Origin of the sequence: Rhodococcus sp. 105337 (assembly GCF_012844225.1) — a bacterium.
Lineage (GTDB): Bacteria > Actinomycetota > Actinomycetes > Mycobacteriales > Mycobacteriaceae > Rhodococcus.
Genome location: NZ_JABAGQ010000003.1, coordinates 108,363 through 121,157, shown reverse-complemented (window position 1 = coordinate 121,157; position 12,795 = coordinate 108,363). Strand labels below are relative to the sequence as shown.

15 protein-coding genes and 1 riboswitch are annotated in these 12,795 nt (G+C 68.5%); of the genes, 5 read left to right on the top strand and 10 right to left on the bottom strand.

Features of this window, described 5'->3' with window-relative positions; all coding sequences use genetic code 11:
* Positions 1-31 precede the first annotated feature (31 nt).
* Both HF886_RS06970 and HF886_RS06965 read right to left on the bottom strand, forming a co-directional pair.
* Complete coding sequence (locus HF886_RS06970; RefSeq protein ID WP_169621194.1) at positions 32-1,690, bottom strand: DNA repair helicase XPB; 1,659 nt, start codon at positions 1,688-1,690, stop codon at positions 32-34.
* 304 nt (positions 1,691-1,994) lie between these two features.
* Entirely contained in the window at positions 1,995-2,174 is a 180-nt protein-coding gene (locus tag HF886_RS06965) for a hypothetical protein (RefSeq protein WP_169621090.1), read from the bottom strand.
* Between the two features lie 287 nt (positions 2,175-2,461).
* On the opposite strand from HF886_RS06965, the gene HF886_RS06960 reads away from it, so the two are divergent.
* Complete coding sequence (locus HF886_RS06960) at positions 2,462-3,001, top strand: hypothetical protein (RefSeq protein ID WP_346765310.1); 540 nt, start codon at positions 2,462-2,464, stop codon at positions 2,999-3,001.
* A gap of 28 nt (positions 3,002-3,029) precedes the next feature.
* Here the strand turns inward: HF886_RS06960 and HF886_RS06955 are convergent, their stop codons facing one another.
* Positions 3,030-3,446 carry a WYL domain-containing protein gene (locus tag HF886_RS06955; protein ID WP_206036958.1) on the bottom strand — a complete coding sequence of 139 codons (417 nt, stop codon included), beginning with the start codon at positions 3,444-3,446 and terminating at the stop codon, positions 3,030-3,032.
* A gap of 22 nt (positions 3,447-3,468) precedes the next feature.
* On the opposite strand from HF886_RS06955, the gene HF886_RS06950 reads away from it, so the two are divergent.
* Positions 3,469-3,606 carry a VOC family protein gene (locus tag HF886_RS06950; RefSeq protein ID WP_346765110.1) on the top strand — a complete coding sequence of 46 codons (138 nt, stop codon included), beginning with the start codon at positions 3,469-3,471 and terminating at the stop codon, positions 3,604-3,606.
* Positions 3,607-3,648: 42 nt separating this feature from the next.
* Here HF886_RS06950 and HF886_RS06945 read toward each other — a convergent pair whose 3' ends face one another.
* Entirely contained in the window at positions 3,649-5,931 is a 2,283-nt protein-coding gene (locus HF886_RS06945; RefSeq protein ID WP_169651904.1) for a helicase-associated domain-containing protein, read from the bottom strand.
* Between the two features lie 60 nt (positions 5,932-5,991).
* Between HF886_RS06945 and HF886_RS06940 the strand changes: the two genes are divergently transcribed.
* Positions 5,992-6,180: a hypothetical protein gene (locus HF886_RS06940; protein ID WP_169621191.1), complete on the top strand. Its 189-nt coding sequence runs from the start codon at positions 5,992-5,994 to the stop codon at positions 6,178-6,180.
* A 127-nt stretch (positions 6,181-6,307) separates the two neighbouring features.
* Here the strand turns inward: HF886_RS06940 and HF886_RS06935 are convergent, their stop codons facing one another.
* The 3 genes from HF886_RS06935 to HF886_RS06925 all read right to left on the bottom strand — a co-directional run bounded on the left by HF886_RS06935 (position 6,308) and on the right by HF886_RS06925 (position 8,008).
* The gene (locus HF886_RS06935) at positions 6,308-6,889 is read right to left on the bottom strand and encodes a transglycosylase family protein (RefSeq protein ID WP_169621190.1); all 582 of its coding nucleotides are present in this window, start codon (positions 6,887-6,889) and stop codon (positions 6,308-6,310) included.
* A 7-nt stretch (positions 6,890-6,896) separates the two neighbouring features.
* A riboswitch (cyclic di-AMP (ydaO/yuaA leader) is annotated at positions 6,897-7,141 on the bottom strand.
* A gap of 235 nt (positions 7,142-7,376) precedes the next feature.
* Positions 7,377-7,769, bottom strand: coding sequence for a YccF domain-containing protein (locus tag HF886_RS06930; protein WP_169621189.1), 393 nt, complete (start codon positions 7,767-7,769; stop codon positions 7,377-7,379).
* Positions 7,766-8,008, bottom strand: coding sequence for a hypothetical protein (locus tag HF886_RS06925; protein WP_169621188.1), 243 nt, complete (start codon positions 8,006-8,008; stop codon positions 7,766-7,768). Before HF886_RS06925 ends, HF886_RS06930 begins: the two co-directional genes overlap by 4 nt.
* A gap of 168 nt (positions 8,009-8,176) precedes the next feature.
* Here HF886_RS06925 and HF886_RS06920 point away from each other — a divergent pair, with 168 nt between their 5' ends.
* Complete coding sequence (locus HF886_RS06920; protein ID WP_296551088.1) at positions 8,177-8,590, top strand: cold-shock protein; 414 nt, start codon at positions 8,177-8,179, stop codon at positions 8,588-8,590.
* A 119-nt stretch (positions 8,591-8,709) separates the two neighbouring features.
* On the opposite strand, the gene HF886_RS06915 is transcribed toward HF886_RS06920, so the two are convergent.
* The 3 genes from HF886_RS06915 to HF886_RS06905 all read right to left on the bottom strand — a co-directional run bounded on the left by HF886_RS06915 (position 8,710) and on the right by HF886_RS06905 (position 11,799).
* Entirely contained in the window at positions 8,710-9,204 is a 495-nt protein-coding gene (locus HF886_RS06915) for a DUF2771 domain-containing protein (RefSeq protein ID WP_240952269.1), read from the bottom strand.
* Positions 9,201-10,880 carry an MFS transporter gene (locus HF886_RS06910; protein ID WP_296551072.1) on the bottom strand — a complete coding sequence of 560 codons (1,680 nt, stop codon included), beginning with the start codon at positions 10,878-10,880 and terminating at the stop codon, positions 9,201-9,203. The genes HF886_RS06915 and HF886_RS06910 overlap by 4 nt, the downstream gene beginning before the upstream one ends.
* 97 nt (positions 10,881-10,977) lie before the next feature.
* Positions 10,978-11,799 (bottom strand): glutaminyl-peptide cyclotransferase, encoded by an 822-nt coding sequence (locus tag HF886_RS06905; protein WP_169651903.1) that lies wholly within the window; start codon positions 11,797-11,799, stop codon positions 10,978-10,980.
* A 62-nt stretch (positions 11,800-11,861) separates the two neighbouring features.
* Between HF886_RS06905 and HF886_RS06900 the strand changes: the two genes are divergently transcribed.
* On the top strand, positions 11,862-12,794 hold the full coding sequence (locus HF886_RS06900; protein WP_169651902.1) for a DUF3027 domain-containing protein: 933 nt from the start codon (positions 11,862-11,864) through the stop codon (positions 12,792-12,794).
* Position 12,795: the final 1 nt, after the last annotated feature.

Genomic DNA, 12,795 nt, shown 5'->3' with positions numbered 1-12,795 from the left:
GCGGGCGCGCCCGCTCGGCGGCCGACGGGTCTCAGCCGATCTGCGGTCCGAGAAGATCGTCGGCGTCGGTGATCCGGTACGCGTACCCCTGTTCCGCGAGGAACCGCTGCCGGTGGGCGGCGTACTCGGCGTCGAGGGTGTCGCGGGCGACCACGGAGTAGAAGTGAGCCTGCCCGCCGTCGTGCTTGGGTCGCAGCAGCCGGCCCAGACGCTGGGCTTCTTCCTGCCGGGACCCGAACGTTCCGGACACCTGCACCGCGACCGACGCCTCGGGCAGGTCGATCGAGAAGTTCGCGACTTTCGAGACCACGAGCACGCCCAACTCGCCCGCCCGGAACCGGTCGAACAGCGCTTCGCGTTCCTTGTTCCGTGTCGACCCCTTGATCACCGGGGCGTCGAGAGCGGCACCCAGCTCGTCGAGCTGGTCGATATAGGCGCCGATGACGAGCGTGGGAGCACCGGCGTGTTTCGCGAGAATCGACTCCACCACCGGGATCTTGGTCCGGGCGGTCGAGCACAGCTTGTACCGCTCCTCCGGCTCGGCGACCGCGTAGGCCATCCGCTCCGCGTCGGTGAGCGTGACCCGCACCTCGACGCAGTCCGCCGGGGCGATCCACCCCTGGGCCTCGATGTCTTTCCACGGCGCGTCGTAACGCTTCGGGCCGATCAGGGAGAACACATCGCCTTCACGACCGTCCTCGCGCACGAGGGTCGCGGTCAGGCCCAGCCGGCGACGCGACTGGAGGTCGGCTGTCATCCGGAACACCGGTGCGGGAAGCAGATGCACCTCGTCGTAGATCATCAGGCCCCAGTCCCGGGAGTCGAACAGCTCGAGATTGCGGTACTCGCCCTTCGTCTTGCGGGTGATCACCTGATACGTGGCGATCGTGACGGGCCGGATCTCTTTCCTTTCCCCGGAGTACTCGCCGATCTCCTCTTCGGTGAGGGAAGTGCGCGCGATCAGTTCGCGTTTCCACTGCCGCCCCGCGACGGTGTTGGTCACCAGGATCAGGGTCGTGGCACCGGCTTTCGCCATGGCCGCAGCGCCGACCATTGTTTTCCCGGCCCCACACGGCAACACCACGACCCCGGATCCGCCGGCCCAGAACGCATCCGCCGCCATCTCCTGGTAGTCACGCAGATGCCAGGGGTTCGATTCCATGTCGAGGGTGATCGGGTGCGCCTCACCGTCGACGTAACCGGCAAGATCCTCGGCGGGCCAGCCGATCTTGAGCAGCATCTGCTTGACGCGGCCACGCTCGCTGGGGTGCACCACGACGGTGTCGTCGTCGATGCGGGCGCCGAGCATGGGGGCGATCTTCTTGTTTCGGAGCACCTCTTCGAGAACCGCACGGTCCAGGCTCACCAGGGTGAGGCCGTGGACGGGGCTCTTCACCAGTTGCAGTCGCCCGTAGCGGCCCATGGTGTCGACGATGTCGACGAGCAAAGGTTGGGGGACCGCGAAACGCGAGTGACTGACCAGCGCATCGACGACCTGCTCTGCGTCGTGGCCCGCGGCCCGCGCATTCCACAGGGCGAGCGGTGTGACCCGATAGGTGTGGATGTGCTCCGGGGCGCGCTCGAGTTCGGCGAACGGCGCGATGGCTTGTCGGGCTTCGGCGGCACGTGGGTGGTCGACCTCGAGCAGCACGGTCTTGTCGGACTGGACGATCAAGGGTCCGTCGGCCACGAATGCCTCCTGGGATAGAGAGTAGAACTCTCCTATTCTCCTGACTGGAGACGCGATCCGCCACCCACGGGCCGCGTGTGCCGCCGACGTCACCCCGTGAGAGAGCGACGTACCTCCATCAAGCACACCAGCGCCTCGGAAATTCCGGAGCGATAGCCCGCGTCCTTTTCCGACAGTGCCGGTGAAGAATCCAATTCGTGCTCGAGGCGTTCCTGAATTCTATCCAGGGCCGACATCGTCCTTTTCACTTGTGAAATCCTGTCTTCTGATTCTTTGCTGCCGAATTGCTGAAAAAACCCGAGGGTCACACCATCCGGGAGAATTCACCGGCCTGCGCGTCGAGCACGAAAAGGCGTGCCCGCGCGAGTGCGGACCGGAAGCCGTGCGCGAAGGGCGACGGCGAACCGTCGTCCCCCGCGCGCTCCGAAATGTCTGTGAACTGCTCGTACAGGTCGTCCAGCAGGGTGGCTGAGGATGTGGTCACTCTGTGTCCCGAGGTGGTCGTGCGCCGGAAAGCCGTCAGTGCCGCTTGCGCTTCTTGATGAATTCGGTGTCGTCGGTCTGTTTCTGGCGCTTTTCCGCGCGCCGTTCCTTGAGGGACTGCGACGGTTTCTTGAGAGTTTTGCCCTTGTCGGCCATTGTCGTTCCTTTCGGGAATGGTCGAACACTCGACAAGTCCAGACCATAACCCATTTACAGAAAAAAGCCAGTCGCGCAGGAAAGGGTCGGTCCGCACCGCGATACCGCACGAAAAGGCGACGACGGTAGGTTGTGACGGCGAACACCGTGCCGCACCCGCGCGGCCGGGCGAAGGAGGATGTCGTGCACGGTGAACAGGCACATGCGATCGACGCGCTGCCGCAGTCCCTGGGGCGGCTACGGACGCGGTTCTCCGAGTTGCGGGCTCCCGCCCCGGCCGATGTGCAGGGGACATACCGCGCCGTCTTCGTGGGACCGGCACTCCTCCGCGCGGTCGCGCCGCGCGCCATCGCCCTCGGGGGCATGCGCGGCTGGCACGGTAAGCGGTTCGACGGTGAGGGCGGCGCCGTCAATGTGCTTCGCGACGGCGACGGCGCCCTGCGCGACAGCCTGCCCGCCACGATCTCGACCGACGCGTCGTGGCTCGACGGCAGCGCGGCCTTGGTCGTCTCCTACGGAACCGGACCCCAGGGGTCCGCGCCGGTGCCCTGGCGCTGGGTGCGCGACGAGTTCCGCGCCCTCGACGACGGCACGCTGCTCGGACTGACCTTCGTGGGCGGACCGTGGTCCCGCCTCGCGGCTTCGCCGTTCGCCCTCGTCCGCGAGCGGTGACCAGGCGCCGGCCCGAGCCTGCCGGGGGTCACGTCGTGGGGGTGTGCCGCCGCACTAGATCCGATGCGAGCTCGGCTATCCGCCGCCGCGCGTCCGCAGGCGTGAGAACCTCGATGTGATCTCCGAACTGCAGAAGCTGTCGCACCGACTCGATGTCCGGGTAGACGATCCTCACGGCACACCATCCGTCCTCGGGGGGTTCGACGTCTTCGAGCCGCGAACCCAGAATGCGTCCGGCGAGGTCGAGCCGATCTTCCCGTAGCCGCGCCCGCACGGCGACCCGGCCCGGTGTCTCGGTGCGCCGCACCAGCCCGGCCCACACCGAGCGGAGGTCGTGGCCCGAGCGGAGTCTCGCCGGTTCGGAAAGGGTCTCGTAGCTGTCGAGCCGCTCCAGACTGAACAGTCGTGGTCGTTGCTCGTCGTCGGCGACGAGGTACCACCTCACCGTCCCGGGACCCGCCTCCGAGGTGGACGAGATCTTCTCGCGGTGGAGTGCCACCGGCGCCGAGGTCGTCGAGAAACCTCACGACGACGTCTTCGGCCGCACCTTCGTGATCGCGGACCCGGACGGAAACCTGATCCGGGTCGCGCCGGTGGACGGCTAGCCGGTCGAAGGGATCAATGTGCCCGCGGGGAAGCGGCGGTCGTCAGTCGACGAGCGCAACCGATGTCACGCGGTGCAGCACGAAACTGCGGACGGTCCCCGAGGCGGGATCGAAGGCCTCGAGTTGCCCGCCACCGACAGCAACGGGATCGACGATGCGGCGGGTCGCCACGCCCTGCGCGTCGACGTAGCCGAGTGTGATGCTGCGGTGTGCGTGCAACGCGAGTTGCAGCAGCGCGAGGGTCGCTGCGCCTCCCGTTCGGCTGCCGTCCCCGCGAGCGGAGGCACCCGACGACGCCGACTCCGTACGGTCTCCGGCACGCAGGGTACGGACGAGGGTCGCGAGTTGTTCCTCGTTCGGAGGCATGGGCCCCGCGTAGCGCGCGCGGGTCCGGGGCACCGTGACCCGCGCTCCGCGCGGACGCAGATCGACGACCGTGCCCGACGAGTCCTCGCCCGCGGGTGAGAAACCCGCGGCACGCAACTCGGCGAGTACCTCGGCGAGCGGCGCCTGTGAGATCGCCACGGTCGGAGCGACGGCGCGCAGGGCGAGGGTGGCCGCAACGGGCGCGGAGAGCACCTCCGCCAGCAGGGCGGGATCGTCGGCGCGGACGAACGAACTCGCCACTCCCGCGCGCAACCGTCCGTGCCGTCGGGCGACGTCGTCGATCAGGTAGGTGAGCGCCTGCGGCACCGGGGTGCGGGAGTGGGCGGCGAACAGTGCGTGCAGGTCACCCGCGCCCACCCCGGCGTCGAGCGCCCGCCGCACACTGGCATCGCTGATCCGGTACACGGTCGCGGCACCGGCCGACTCGATATCGGCGACCAGCGCGATCCGGTCGGCGAGTTCGGGCACGAGACGACCGGGAGCAACGATCGTCAGGTCGGCCTGGACGAGTACGTAGTCGACAGCCTCCGGCAAGGCCGCGGCGATCTCCGACTCGGCGTCTCCGCCGTGCAAGAGGGCCTTCCCGGCGGAGGAGAGGCTGTCGTGTGCGACGAGGGCGAGTGCGGTGGCTTCCCGGATGGTTTCGGTGACGGTGTCGAGGTCGAATCGGCCCGCCCAGCGCGGCCTGCGCCACGCCGCGACGGCGCGGATCTCTGCGACGGTGGGCGCGGAGCCGGGGACGTCGGCGAGAACTTCCAGCAGTAGCCGCCTGTCGCGGACGGCGGTCGTGGATTTCACTTCGTCGGACAGCGCCGCGATCGGCTTGTCGCTCTGGTCGCGTCGGCCCGCGAGCCACGGTCGGCGGGACATGTCCAGCCACGCGCCCGCCAGAACGGCCCAGCGGTGAGCCGGGGGAGCCGCGAGCCAGCCGTCGGCCGACGTGGTGGGGGCCCAGTAGTCGTCGATATCTCCCGGCGGAGGAGGGTCGGGAATACCGCGGGCGAGGAGACCGGCAGCAGCGAGCACCTCGACGAGCAGCGCCGCGTGCTGGTCCTCGATACCCACGGCCTTCGCAAGACGGTGGAGTTCGCGTACTCCCAGCCCTCCGGCCTTCAGAACGGGGGCGGGTTGCTCGCCGAGCGTCGACAGAAGATTCTCGCAGTGCCGGAGGAGTTCGAGCGCGGCGCCGGCAGCGGTCGCATTGACATCGGCGAGTGTGCGGACGGCTTTGGAGGCGCGGGGTGCGGTCAGCGAGCCGGGATCGAACGGCGCATCGCCGCGGATCGCCTGGCCCACCCGATGCGGCAGTTCCACGGTCTCGTCGTCGATTCGGACGAGCAATCCGGCGGCGAGAAGTCTCTGGACGGGCCGGTCCTCGGGAGTGCCCGGTGCGGCGTCGCGGGTGCGTCCCACCGGCGAGGTCCGGGCGAGGGTGTCGAGAATGCTGCGCTGCGCGGGTTCGAGCTCGGCGAGCATCTCCTCGAGTTCCTCCCGGGACGGCAGGTCGGCGTCACCGGCCCGGCCGATCCGCCACGGAACGGCGTCCACAGATGCGGCGACGAGCCGCAGCGCGTCGGCGGGACCCCACACGAGCAGCAACCCTCGGAGCTTGTCGAGTATGCGGTCGGTCGCCTTGGCGCCGAGACGACCGCCGAGCGCGTCGAGGAGCGTGCTTCGGGGCACGGCGGCGTCCACGGCACCGAGGCCCGCCAGAGTGGCAATGATCCCGAAGTCGGCGGTGGTCAGTTCGTCGGCGGCGCGAAAGACCGAAGCCCGCTGCTGCGCGCGACTCGCCAGAACAGTCATCGTCGCAGGTGGGGGCACGACCAAGTCGGGCCGCGCGTGCAGTGCAGCAGCCAGTTCGGTGTCGCGCCGACCGGACAGCCACCGGGCGAGGGAGTCCGGTGCGGTGTCGGGCGCAGGCGTGGTCGAGGTCATCCGTTTCAGATTAGAGACCTGAGGTGGCCCACCACGAACTCACCTGCCAAAATGAGCGGCATGGCTACCTCTTCGAAGAAACAGTATGTCGACCACGGATGGCCGGAGCTGGCCGACGGAGACCATGCGGTCACCGAGTTGTCCTCCACGCGTTCCGGCCCGCTTTCGCCGTACGGCGAGGACATGGTCTTTCCGCTGCCGGTCGAGGACCTGCCCTACACGCATCCCCGCACGGTCATCAACCGCTGATTCTTCGTCCGGCCCGGCCTCGCGAGAGGCCGGGCGTAGCGAGGGTGTGCCGCATGGCTCACCCTGCACGGCACGTGAAAGAGCCCCGCACCGGATCGGTGCGGGGCTCTTTCGTGTCTGTGGGGACTTACTGGGGGAGAACGGCGCGAACGGCGTCGAGGACGCTCGGATCGAGCTGGATGCCGGCGTCCTGGAGAGCCTCGACGCCCTGCTCGAAGCCGGCGATGATGTTCTGAGCCTCGGGCGGCAGTGCGGGAGCCTCGGGCAGCTGCGGCACGGGGTTGCTGACACTCGGTGCCGACGGTGCGCTCGGAGTGGCGTCGACGGCGCGTTCCGTCGGAGCGCTGGACAGGCCCAGGCTCGAGGAGCACGACGGCCATGCGCCCCATCCCTGGCCGGCGAGCACGCGCTCGGCGACAGCGATCTGCTGCTCGCGGCTGGCCTCTGCTGCGGTCGGGGCGTAGTCGCCACCGCCGTAGGCGTTCCAGGTGCTGGGGGAGAACTGCAGGCCACCGTGGTAGCCGTTACCGGTGTTGATAGCCCAGTTGCCGCCGGACTCGCACTGTGCGAGGCGATCCCAGTCGGAGTCGGGGGCTGCCGCAGCCGTGCCGCCGAAGGCGACGCCGGTGACGCCGAGAACGGCGCCGGTCAGCGCGAACTTCGCGACGGTACGACCGGTGTTGGAGGGCTTGCGATGGCGTCCGCTCATGTTCCGAATTTCCTCTCCGTACGCACCTACGAGGTCAGCTGTCGGGTTCGGGCTGAAGAGGTAGCCCGGCCGTCGCGTCCCGTCTGTGACGGTTCGCACGCTCCGTGGAGCGGTACGGCTTCACCCCTAGGGTCGTTGCTCGCGCATCGGCCCGGGCCTCCTGGAAACTGTCCGGCGAACCGGGCGATTTCCTGGGAGACCGGTTGGGTCCCCCGTTTCCTGTCCCCGTGGATCGTTCGTCGGGACCTCCGAGTCCGCGGGACAGGAATTTGGCGCGGCGGATTCGGACCGGCCGAGCCAGGCGGTTCGACCGGTCATGACCGTAACGGTTGGGCGGGGGAGTGTCACCATTTGATAACGCACGACTAGTCCGGCCGGGCCTGGGGGAGATGGGCGCACGCGTCGGAGAAGGCGCAGGTAGTCGCGGGCGTTGCGACTCAAACCTGTTTCGAGTCTCGTTTGTTACTGCACCGTGATGTGACTAAGGTCACAGGTATTGCGGGCGTGAATCCACCGAAACGATTTCCTTGCCGAGCGGCATCAGAGAGATCGGGACCATCTTGAGATTGGCGATGGCCAGGGGGATGCCGATGATCGTGATCGCCATGGCGATCGCGGTGGTGATGTGGGCGAGGGCCAGCCAGATGCCCGCGACCAGGATCCAGATGACATTTCCGATGAGCGACGCCGCGCCCGCGCCCGGCCTGTCCACGGTCGTCTTGCCGAACGGCCACAGCGCGTAGACGCCGATCCGGAACGACGCGATGCCGAACGGGATCGTGATGATGAGGATGCAGCAGATCACACCGGCGAGGAAATAGCCGAGGGCGAGCCACAGGCCGCCGAAGATCAACCAGATGATGTTCAGCAGGACCCTCATGTATTCCGTCCGTTCCGGGCGCGACGGCCCGACTGCAGGGCGAACCCGATAGCGAGAGCGAAACCGAGCGGCCACGCCAGGGTGAGGAGATAGAGCACCAGACCCGGTGTCCCATCGGTGAGCGCGGGGATCAAGAAGATGGCGACGACCGCGACGATGCCGACGGCGAAGCACGCCACCGCGGCCTTCAGGAGGCCGTTGCGGGGAGGTTTGGGGGAAGCGGAGGAAGAAGTGCCCACGCGTCCACGGTAGTCCTCTGCGGACGGAACCGGGCAAATGGCTCGGGGTACACTGGGAATCGTCTACGCGTCCCGCTCCAACCGAGTCGGGGCGCGTTGTGCATGTCCAGTTGTTGTGCAATCCACGCGTGCCCACGGGGCGCGGCTGTCGAGGAGCGGGTGAGCGCGGTGCCAACCGGCAAGGTGAAGTGGTACGACGTCGAAAAGGGATTCGGGTTCCTGTCCCAGGACGACGGTGAGGACGTCTACGTCCGCGCCTCCGCGCTGCCGGACGGCGTCGAGGCCCTCAAGCCCGGGCAGCGTGTCGAGTTCGGCATGGCAGTGGGCCGACGGGGTCCGCAGGCGCTCAAGGTCGAGTTGCTCGAGCAGCCGACGCTCCGCCAGACCGCCGGCCGGCGCGAGGCAGCACCCCAGCAGAAGCGGCGTTCGCCCGACGAATTGCACGGCATGGTCGAGGACATGATCAAGCTGCTCGAGGCGACGGTTCAACCCAACCTGCAGCGGGGACGCTACCCGGACCGCAAGGCGGGGCAGACGATCTCCGAGGTCATGCGCGCGATTGCCCGGGAACTCGATCACTGATTTCCGACGCGGCTGTTCGTCGGCCTTACGCCTGTGGCGCATCGGATCCGGAAACGGACCCGATGCGCCATTCGCTTTTTCGGACTACTGCGCGCCGGCGCCGATCCGACGGTCTGGGGTCAGAACGTCTGAATAGCCCAGACAGCGTGCGCGATCGGTTCGCCCGCCTCGTCGACGACGGCCGACGGGAGCTGGACTTCCACGCCCAGCAACTGCATCGACGGGTCGCTGGGCACGGTCACGGCCCGCTGCGCGCCGGACTCGAACATGACGCCGTCCAGGAACGTCTCGCCGGTCTCGACGTCGCCGTACACCGCGATGAGGCGCCACGGAGCGTCGGAGATCTCCGCGGGAAGCGACAGCTGGAGCGGGTAGCCCGCCGGCACGGACAGCGTCGTGATCGCGTTCTCGGTGCAGTCCTCCAGATAGAGGTTGCAGTACTGGGTGGGGTCCGCGGTCACCGCGGTACCGGCGGCGTAGGCGGTGATCTGGGGCGGCGTGGGCTCGGCGGAGTCGACGAGCTTCCACACCACCACGGTGAAAGCCGCCGCGACGACCACGAGGGCCACCACGATCACTCCGATCGTCTTCTTCGTCCGAGCTTGCAGGTTCATCGATTCCCATTTCCGGTTGCGTGTCCACCGGGGCGAACGGTCCGCCCGGTGCCTGTCTCTGTGGAGACGTGTTCTGGCCTGCGCCCGCCGAGTCCCGGCAGGAGTGTGCTCCCACGGTAGGTGAGCAGAGTCTGTGCGAAACCGAGGATCAAGATGACCGTCACCACGGAAAAGCCGAGCCACAACTCGGTGGGGAGCAGTACGCCCATCGCGCCGCCGAAGACCCAGCTCAGCTGAAGTACGGTCTCGGACCGGCCGAAACCGGACGCGATCGACTCTTCGGGAAGGTCCTGCTGGAGCGACGCGTCGAGAGACACCTTCGCCAGCGCGCTCGCGCATGCGGCGACGAGCGCGGCGAGCGCGGCGGCGAGCACATGATCGGTCGCGGCGACGATCGCGGCGACGATCACCACCGCGGCGGCGCACCGCACCACGATCACCGCGGGGCGTCCCAGCGTCAGCCGCGCACCCGTCGCGTTGCCGGCGAAGTTGCCGATCGCGGCAGCGGCGCCGACCAGGCCGAGGGTCGCGGCCTGCATGATCGGATCGTGGTCCGTCGTGGCCTTCGCGACGAACGCGATGAACAACGTCAGGAACCCGGTGAGAACGCGGATCGTGCCGTTGCCCCAGAGACCGGTGACAACCGTCCTGCCGAGAGGTTGTTTCCGTTTGCCGTTGCCCGTGTGGATGACTTCGGTTTTCGTGTCGAGCACTTCGGTCGGTGCCTCGGACCCGCGGTACGACAGCGTCGCGGGAACTTCACCTTCGGTGACCTCCACCCACGCGGGGATCCGCATGCTGAGGTAGGCGCCGAACGCCGCGATGGCGGCGCACAGCCACAGCGCACCCGACGAGCCGAACGCCCAGGCGGCGGCCGCGGCGACCGCACCGGCGCCGATCGTGCCGCCGACCAGACCGAACACGGTCAGTCGCGAGTTGACGCGCACCAGGTCTATCTCGGGTGGCAGCACTCGGGGCGTCACCGCGGATTTGAGCACGGCGAACGATTTGCTGAGCACCATCATCGCCAGCGCCGCGGGATACAGCGCCCAACTGTCGAAGTTGAACACCAGGACCACCGCCAGCACCGTCCGCAGTGCGAACGACGTCGCGAGCGCCAGACGCCGCCCGTGCTGCAGGCGGTCGAGCAGCGGCCCGATCAGGGGAGCGATGACCGCGAACGGCGCGATGGTGATGAGGAGATACAGCGCGACCTTGGTCTTGTCCTCCCCGGTCGCGGCGGAGAAGAACAGGGTGTTCGCCAGTGCCACCGCGATGGCCGCGTCGGAGGCGAAATTCGCCATCGTCGCGTAGGTCAGCGCCGTGAGTCCCGACTTGTCGGCGCCGTCCGCCGTCGCTGCTCTCCGGAAGGTCGCGATGCCTTTGTGGGTGAGTTCGCGGCTGCGCAGCGCGGCAACCCGGGTCACCGTCAGCTTGCGAGGTATCCGCGGAGCCCGCGGCGGCGCCTCGGACGACGAGCGATCGCCGTCGCGGCCGCCCGCGGCTTTCGTTCCTGGCGGTCGCGCGGTCTCGTCGAGGGGATGGAGCGGAGGCAGGGGCGTGCGGCGTCCCGACACGCGTCGAGGCGGCGGGTAGTTGCTGTAGCCCGGATGCCGCGAGCCCGGGGCACGGCCGTCCGCCCTGTCGGGGCTAGCTTGCTCGTGCGGCTCGGTCACGTGATCGATTCTTCCCCACGACGCGCCCTGCGTGCAGGCGGGCATGCCGTGGAGTCGCCCACCACGGGCGAGCACCGCCCGCGCGCTGCGAAGGCGATCACGGCACGAAACGCACTTCGAACAGGGCGGGCCAGTACTTGCCGGTCACCAGAAAGCGATCCGTGCCGGGTATCTGCGCGATTCCGTTCAGTACGTCGACAGCACCCGCGTCCTCGGCAGGCAACTCGCCGCGCAGTGCAGAAGCGTCGATCTGTGCCTCCACCCGCCCGGTGGCCGGGTCGATGCGAAGGATCTCGTCGGTCTTCCACACGTTCGCGTAGACCGTGCCGTCCTCGGCGCACTCGAGTTCGTTCAGTTGCGAGACCGCGCGACCGTCACGGTGCACGGTGACCTGCCCTCGTTCGGCGAAGGTGACCGGATCGCGGAAGGTCAGTTCCGACGATCCGTCGCTCATGACCACGTCGTCGGATCGGGCGCACAGCCCCCAGCCCTCTCCGTCGATGTCGACACGGCGACGCTCGCCGAGGGTGTCCCGGTCGCGGGCCAGTGCCACGCCGTCCTTCCATGTCAGCTGCCAGACCGTGTCGCCCGCCACCGTGATGCCCTCGCCGAAGAGGTCGTCGTCCAGATCTACGCGGGTTCGGTCGTCCGGCGCGATCACCGCGGGCACCGTCGAGGTGTCGAGCGGACGCGCCGAGAGCCACGACCGCCCCTCGAGTCCGGTTCCCTCCAGGAGTTCGCCGCCGTCCACCTCGAGTCCCTGGGTGAACGCGCCCGGGTGGTGCGGATGGGTCGCGACGACTTCCACCCGGAGTTGCTCGGGCGGTTCACCCGGCTCCGCGACCTGTCTGTCCGCACATCCCGCGACGGCCGCCCATGCCGTCAGGACGAGCGTGGCGGAGAGGAAAAGGCGGCGCACGCGCTCATCATGGCATCAGGTTCCCGCTACCCGGGGGCGCGCCGCCGGGGTGGTGCGGCAGAATGGGCTTCGTGAGTGTTGTGCCTTCTGCCACTGCCCCCGGTACGGATCCTGCGGTCGACCCCGCGGTGCGATCTCTGCTCGCCGGGGCCGTCGACGTCGCCCGAACCGCGCTCGTCGAACTCGGAGAGGGCGGAATCGGTGCATATCTGGGCGTGACCTTCGAGAACGAGTACGCGGCCACGCACCGCTTCGCGGCGGAACTTCCCGGGTACCGCGGGTGGCAATGGGCCGTCGTGGTCGCGGCGGTTCCGGGTTCGGACCATGTGACGCTGAGCGAACTCGCGTTGCTGCCCGGGCCTGATTCGCTGATCGCCCCCGCGTGGGTTCCGTGGAACGAGCGGATCCGGCCCGGTGACCTCGGACCGGGTGATCTGCTCGCGCCGGTTCCCGATGATCCCCGTCTCGTGCCCGGCTATGTGCAGTCCGGCGATCCGGAGGTCGACGAGACCGCCCTCGAGATCGGGCTGGGCCGCAAGCAGGTGATGAGCCTCGAAGGACGTCTCGAGGATGCTCAGCGCTGGTACGAGGGCGACTACGGCCCGAACTCGGAAATGGCCAAGGCGGCTCCTTCCACGTGCGGGCTGTGCGGCTTCTACCTCCCGCTCGCCGGATCGCTGCGCGCCGCGTTCGGCGTGTGCGGAAACGAGTTCGCTGCCGACGGGCACGTCGTGCACGCCGAGTACGGATGTGGTGCGCACTCGGACACGACCCTTCCCACCGGCGCAGGCTCGCCGCAGTACTCCGCGTACGACGATGCGGCCGTGGAGATCGTCGAGATTCCGCGCGCCCGCACCGAGAGCGACTCGACCGAGACGAGCGACCCGGCCGAGAAGGCCACCTCGGATGAGGAAGACGCCTCGGACGGGAAAGACGTCTCCACCGAGGTGAACGACGCGACCGAGAAGAACGACGCGACCGGGCAGACCGACTGAC

What these genes read in the sequence shown, in the direction of transcription:
- HF886_RS06945 (WP_169651904.1), bottom strand. Translation starts at nt 5,931, where the DNA reads ATGACCTCGACCACGCCTGCGCCCGACACCGCACCGGACTCCCTCGCC.
- HF886_RS06940 (WP_169621191.1), top strand. Translation starts at nt 5,992, where the DNA reads ATGGCTACCTCTTCGAAGAAACAGTATGTCGACCACGGATGGCCGGAG.
- HF886_RS06935 (WP_169621190.1), bottom strand. Translation starts at nt 6,889, where the DNA reads ATGAGCGGACGCCATCGCAAGCCCTCCAACACCGGTCGTACCGTCGCG.
- HF886_RS06930 (WP_169621189.1), bottom strand. Translation starts at nt 7,769, where the DNA reads ATGAGGGTCCTGCTGAACATCATCTGGTTGATCTTCGGCGGCCTGTGG.
- HF886_RS06915 (WP_240952269.1), bottom strand. Translation starts at nt 9,204, where the DNA reads ATGAACCTGCAAGCTCGGACGAAGAAGACGATCGGAGTGATCGTGGTG.
- HF886_RS06900 (WP_169651902.1), top strand. Translation starts at nt 11,862, where the DNA reads ATGGGCTTCGTGAGTGTTGTGCCTTCTGCCACTGCCCCCGGTACGGAT.